This window comes from Candidatus Planktophila sp., assembly GCF_046070465.1.
Taxonomy (GTDB): domain Bacteria; phylum Actinomycetota; class Actinomycetes; order Nanopelagicales; family Nanopelagicaceae; genus Planktophila.
Window position 1 is genome coordinate 1 of sequence record NZ_JBJTMK010000130.1, and the last position, 4,608, is coordinate 4,608.

A 4,608-nucleotide genomic window follows, 5' to 3' on the forward strand; every position below is an offset into this window, starting at 1 on the left:
CCTATGTGGCGACATAAGCCACTTCAACTTCTTGTCGTTGAAGGATGTTTTATTGGTTTTGGTTGGGGAATCTTTGATGTTGCAGTCCCTGCATTTGCAAAGCTTGAAGGTGTACCTCATCGCACTGCCTGGATCTTCACTGCTATGGGAGTCTCTAACATCATTGGCGGACTCTTGGGCGGTCTAGTATCAAAGAAGACGACCCCTCTTGGTGCGCTTCGTAAGACTTACTTCGCCTGGTTTATCGTCTCCCTCCCTCTTGCATTCACATACCCAGATTGGTCTCTCGTCATTGGTGGAGCTCTTCTCGGTCTTGTCGGTGGAGCAATCCAAGTTTTCTATTGGGAGGTTATGGAAGCGGTACGCCCACAAGGTTCGCCGTCAGGAATGATGGGCTGGCTCTGGACTATTGAGGGAACTTTAATGTCCATCGGTTCAGCATCGGGTGGATGGATCTCAGAGAAGTTCTCCCCGAGCCTTGGCATGAGCATTACAACCATCTGCATCGGCATTGGTTTCACCATATTAACGATTGGCCGTGGTCGCCTCGCAGCTGCAAATAAATTACCAACACCCGAAGAAGATCTTGCTGCAATGAAAGATAACGCAACGACTAATCAGTGAGCCGCGACATTCCAGTTCTTGCCTACTCCGATACCGACATTCAACGGAGCCTTGAGCGGGAAGGCGTTGCCCATCTCGCGGCGAACTAGCTCGGTTACTGCATCAACTTCCTTATCAATAACCTCGAGAATCAATTCATCGTGAACTTGCAACAGGAGGCGTGAAGTAAAGCCACCTTTCAGCAGCTCGCTCTGAACATTGAGCATAGCAAGCTTGATGATGTCGGCAGCAGATCCTTGGATAGGAGCATTGAGAGCCATGCGTTCGGCAATTTCTCTGCGTTGGCGGTTGTCGCTCATCAGATCGGGTAGATAACGACGACGCCCCATAACGGTTTCGGTATATCCGACCTTTCGAGCTTCCTCCACCACGGTGTTGAGGTAATCGCGAATTCCGCCGAAACGTTCAAAGTATCGATCCATCAAATCTTGTGCCTCTCGAGGTGAGAGATCGAGTTGGGCTGCAAGGCCGTATGAACTTAAGCCATATGCCAGACCATAAGACATCGCTTTAATTTGGCGACGCATCTCGGGATCAACGTCAGTTGGCTTAACACCAAATACTTCACCAGCAATAGATGCATGAAGGTCTTCACCGGATTCAAATGCCTTGATGAGGTTTGCATCATGTGACAGGTGGGCCATGATGCGCATTTCAATCTGGCTATAGTCAGCAGTCAGGAGCGCGTCATATCCCTTACCTGCTATAAAAGTCGCACGAATCTTACGTCCATCTTCTGTACGCACTGGAATATTTTGCAAATTCGGCCCAACGGATGAAAGACGACCAGTAGCAGCAACCGTCTGAGCGAAGTGAGTATGAATGCGACCATCGTCGGCAATCTCTGCAATTAGCCCATCAATGGTGGTTGCAAGCTTCTTCACTTCGCGGATCCGCAATAGAGAGGCGAGCACTGGATGCGCAGTCTTCTCAAATAACCATGCAAGTGCATCTGCATCAGTAGTAAAGCCAGTCTTGATTTTCTTAGTCTTAGGAAGGCCGAGTTCGTCAAAGAGAACAACTTGAAGCTGCTTTGGCGAGGCAACGTTAAATTCGTGCCCCACAGATGCATGAGCCTTTGCAGTCTCTTCTGCAACTTCCTTTTCAAAGAGTTCCAACAGTCGCTTAAGCTCTTTGGAATCAACAGCTACGCCACGATTTTCCATAGTCGCCAAGAGTTCAGCGACTGGTAGTTCGAGCTGGGTGAAGAGATCGGTCAGTCCTCGCTCTGCCAGCTCTACCTCAAGATTCTTCTTCATTCCAAAGTAGGCAGCAGCTTGTGAGGCAAGCAGGTTTTCGGGTGTCGAAATGTCAAGTGAAACGCCCCATTTATCTGCAACATCGGTAATAGAGGATGCGCGGACGCCCGGATTAACTAGGTAGGCGGCTAAGTCGATATCAAAAGAAATTCCAGTCAGTGGCTGTAGCCGCGCGAGCGACTTTCCATCGTAAACGATCTTGCCGATGGAGGTATCTGTAGCCCAATCCCCTAGCGTTGAACCTTCAACAAGGAATACATCTGTGGCGTTGAGCGCAACTGCATAACGTAGAAGCTTCTCATCAACAGATTGATTATTAAGTTCAAATGCGAGTGCGATCTCGCCCTTATGTGAAGAGATTTTCTTGGCAGCTTCCTTTGCTGAAACGAAGTCAGCTTTTACTGGTGCGCCAAAGAGATCGCCCTGGAGTTCACTGGCAGGTGACTTCTTTCCCTTGGCGGGCCCAGAAGCCGCAGCGGCAATTGGCTTCAAGCGGTCTTTCAAAGTTTTGAATTCAAGGGTTGTGAGAAGCGGGTCAATCTTCTCGAGATCAATACCCTTCCACTCCATATCATCGAGTGCGAAGGCAAATGGCGCATCGTGTACTAATTGCGTGAGCTCGCGGTTGCGAATAACGTTATCGATATTGTCACGAAGAGCCTGACCGACTTTGCCACCGACCTTATCGACCTCTTGCAGCAATTCGGTAAGTGATTCGTATTCGACGACCCACTTGGCGGCGGTCTTCTCGCCAACTCCAGGAATAGATGGCAAGTTATCGCTGGGGTCTCCGCGAAGTGCGGCAAAATCCGGATACTGAGCTGGGGTCATACCGTACTTTTCAATGACAGCATCAGGTGTCATGCGTGCCATCTCGCTGACGCCTCGCTTGGGATATAAAACCGTTGTCTTCTCATTAACGAGCTGGAAACTGTCGCGGTCGCCGGTACAAATCAAAACATCAAAGCCCTCTTTCTCTGCCTTCTTAGCCATGGTGGCAATCAGGTCATCTGCCTCATAACCTTCCAGTTGAAAGTGCTGGATGCCGCAGCCTTCAACAAATTCATGAAGGTATGACATTTGTGATCTAAATTCATCAGGTGTCGATGCTCGATTGGCTTTGTACTCAGGGAAGATGTCGGCACGGAAAGTCTTGCGAGACACATCGAAGGCAACGGCAACATGGGTGGGTTTCTCTTCTTTGATGAGAGAGATCAGCATCGTCGCAAAGCCATAGATTGCATTGGTGTGCTGACCCATAGCTGTTGTGAAGTTTTCGACTGGCAACGCATAGAAAGCGCGATACGCCATCGAATGGCCATCAATTAATAAGAGTTTCTTCGCGCTGCTCATGGCGGACATCCTATGTAACAAGTTAAGATTTCGAACTATGACGCAACCTGATTACTTAGCAATTCTCAAAGAGCGCGGCTCTGGTCTCCTTGATCAGAAGATGGGGATTGAAATCCTTGAAGCTTCTCCTCAGCGCCTCGTTGGACGTATGCCTGTTGAGGGAAATACTCAACCTATCGGATTGCTCCATGGTGGCGCCAACGTTGTTCTCGCAGAATCACTTGGTTCGATAGGAACGGCCTTGCATGCAGGCCCCGATCGGATGATTGTCGGTGTTGATATCAATGCAACGCATCATAAGTCAGCAAAATCTGGCTATGTCACAGGGGTTGCAACGGCAATTAGCCTTGGAAGAACACTCTGCTCGTACGATATTGCAATCACCAATGAAGACGGGCAGCGCACATGCACTGCCCGTATCACCTGCTTAATTCTCGCAGAGAAGTAATGTACTCAGTGAGCTCCGACTCCAAGGTATGCAGCTCGAACTGCTGGATCATTAAGGAGATCTGAAGCCTTAGCTTCCTTTACAACATTTCCTGTCTCAAGAACATATGCGCGGTGTGCACGCTGTAGTGCCTGCTGCGCATTCTGTTCTACGAGAAGAATTGTTGTTCCGAGATTATTAATCTCAGTGATGATGCGGAAGATATTTGCAATCATCAAAGGCGCAAGACCCATTGAAGGCTCATCAAGCAAGAGAACCTTTGGACGTGCCATCAATGCGCGACCAATTGCAAGCATCTGCTGCTCGCCACCAGAGAGAGTTCCTCCAGCTTGGTTGATGCGCTCAAGGAGACGCGGAAAGAGGTGGTAGACCTTTTCAAGATCTTCCTTCATCTCTGATTTACGATCCTTGCGGTGGTACTTACCCATCTCAAGGTTTTCAAGCACTGTCATGCCAGGAAAGATTCCGCGGCCTTCAGGAGCTTGAGATAGACCAAGATCTACTCGTTCGTGAGCTGGCATCTTTGAAATATCTTTGCCATCAAAGAGAATCTGGCCGCTTGAGACGGGACGAAGGCCAGAGATGGTCTTCAACATTGTTGTCTTACCTGCGCCATTGGCACCGATAAGAGTGACGATTTCACCTTCGTTAACAACGATTGAAACGCCCTTGATTGCTTCAATCTTGCCGTAGTGAACGTGGAGATCCTTAATTTCAAGACGCATCTGCAGGTGCTCCTAGGTAAGCCTCGATCACACGAGGGTCGTTTTGAACTACTGATGGAAGATCATCTGCAATCTTCTGGCCGAAGTCGATAACGACAACGCGATCAGAGATTCCCATGATCAGTGACATATCGTGTTCGATCAGAAGGACTGTGTATCCAGCATCGCGAATCTTCTTAATTGTCTCTGCAAGTGCAAC

Annotated in this window: 5 protein-coding genes; 2 read left to right on the forward strand and 3 right to left on the reverse strand. The window is 49.0% G+C overall.

Features of this window, described 5'->3' with window-relative positions; all coding sequences use genetic code 11:
- Window positions 1-624 (forward strand): MFS transporter (locus ACKOVI_RS05965; RefSeq protein WP_509603180.1); only part of this gene is annotated, 624 nt, incomplete at its 5' end.
- On the opposite strand, the gene polA is transcribed toward ACKOVI_RS05965, so the two are convergent.
- Window positions 618-3,236 (reverse strand): DNA polymerase I, encoded by a 2,619-nt coding sequence (polA, locus tag ACKOVI_RS05970; RefSeq protein WP_509603181.1) that lies wholly within the window; start codon window positions 3,234-3,236, stop codon window positions 618-620. The genes ACKOVI_RS05965 and polA overlap by 7 nt on opposite strands.
- 37 nt (window positions 3,237-3,273) lie before the next feature.
- Here polA and ACKOVI_RS05975 point away from each other — a divergent pair, with 37 nt between their 5' ends.
- Complete coding sequence (locus ACKOVI_RS05975; RefSeq protein WP_509603182.1) at window positions 3,274-3,684, forward strand: PaaI family thioesterase; 411 nt, start codon at window positions 3,274-3,276, stop codon at window positions 3,682-3,684.
- Window positions 3,685-3,689: 5 nt separating this feature from the next.
- Here the strand turns inward: ACKOVI_RS05975 and ACKOVI_RS05980 are convergent, their stop codons facing one another.
- Complete coding sequence (locus tag ACKOVI_RS05980) at window positions 3,690-4,409, reverse strand: ABC transporter ATP-binding protein (protein ID WP_509603183.1); 720 nt, start codon at window positions 4,407-4,409, stop codon at window positions 3,690-3,692.
- Window positions 4,399-4,608, reverse strand: a 210-nt coding sequence (locus ACKOVI_RS05985; protein WP_509603184.1) for an ABC transporter ATP-binding protein C-terminal domain-containing protein, incomplete at its 5' end; no start/stop codon positions are given. The genes ACKOVI_RS05980 and ACKOVI_RS05985, both read right to left, overlap by 11 nt.

Excerpts from the sequence above, each read along its gene's own strand:
- ACKOVI_RS05980 (WP_509603183.1), bottom strand. The coding sequence starts at position 4,409 with ATGCGTCTTGAAATTAAGGATCTCCACGTTCACTACGGCAAGATTGAA.
- polA (WP_509603181.1), bottom strand. The coding sequence starts at position 3,236 with ATGAGCAGCGCGAAGAAACTCTTATTAATTGATGGCCATTCGATGGCG.
- ACKOVI_RS05975 (WP_509603182.1), top strand. The coding sequence starts at position 3,274 with ATGACGCAACCTGATTACTTAGCAATTCTCAAAGAGCGCGGCTCTGGT.